Genomic DNA, 1,043 nt, shown 5'->3' with positions numbered 1-1,043 from the left:
GGCCGATGCCGGTCAGCTTGGCTGTCAGCGCAGCGATGCCGTCCTCCGCCGCGCAGACGGCAATCGAGATGCGGGCATCGTCGCCCCAAACCGCAGCCTCATGGCCCTGGGCGGCCAAGGCGCGTTCGATGGAGTCATGGCCGATGCGCAGGCCGGCAATCTTGGACATCCGCGAAAGCCGCCCGGTGATGTGGTAGAGCCCGTTTGCGTCGCGCCGGGCCAGATCACCGGTTGCAAGCTCGCTGAGTTCGGCGCCCTTGGCCAGGTCGGCGCTGCCTTCGGCATAGCCCATCATCACGTTCGGGCCCTGGTAGATCAGCTCGCCTTCGCCCTCGGGGGTGGTGATTTCTGCGCCCGAGGCCGAGCGCAGCAGCAGGCGCCCGCCGGGAACGGCACGGCCCGCGGCGCCTGGATTGTCCTCTGCCAGCTCCGGCGGCAGGTAGCTGATCCGGGCGGCGGCCTCGGTCTGGCCGTACATCACAAAGAAGCGGCCAGCCCGGGCCTGCATCCGGGCGGCCCAGGTGCGGACCTGCTCCGGCTCCATGGCGCCGCCGGCAACGGTAAGAGTCTTGATCCGTTCCGGCAGCGCATGGGCAAGGCCTGCGCTTTCCAGCAGGCGGAAGTGATGCGGCACGCCGGCCAGGCTGGTGGCGTCGGAAGCCTCCAGAGCGGCGGCAAAACCGGGTTCCAGCACCGAGCCGGGTGCCAGCCAGAGGCTGGCACCGGCGGCAAGATGCGAATGCAGCACCGACAAGCCGTAGGAGTAATGCAGCGGCAGGATCAGTGCGGCGCGGTCTTCGGGCCGGATCCCGAGATACCGGGTTATGGCGCTGGCGTTGGTGTCCACAGCCGTTGCGGACAGGCGGACCCCGCGGCCGTGGCCGGTGCTGCCGGAGGTTTGCAGCAGCAGTGCAAGGTCGGGATGGATATCGGCGGGTTCATGCGCGTGCGCCAGCAACCTCCAGGTTCCGCCGATGCGCCGGAAGCTGGCGGCCGGGCGGAAGCGCTCCTCCAGTCGGGCAGCGGTGGCGGAGTCCGCTGCC

Annotated in this window: 1 protein-coding gene; it reads right to left on the bottom strand. The window is 69.8% G+C overall.

Annotated elements, in window-relative coordinates:
• On the bottom strand, window positions 1-1,043 hold a 1,043-nt coding region (locus tag A2I95_RS41895; RefSeq protein ID WP_291738151.1), incomplete at both ends, for an AMP-binding protein.

It is taken from the genome of Leisingera sp. F5 (assembly GCF_001593695.1).
The sequence above is the reverse complement of the archived record's forward strand: the minus strand, read 5'-3'. Positions and strand labels throughout refer to the sequence as shown.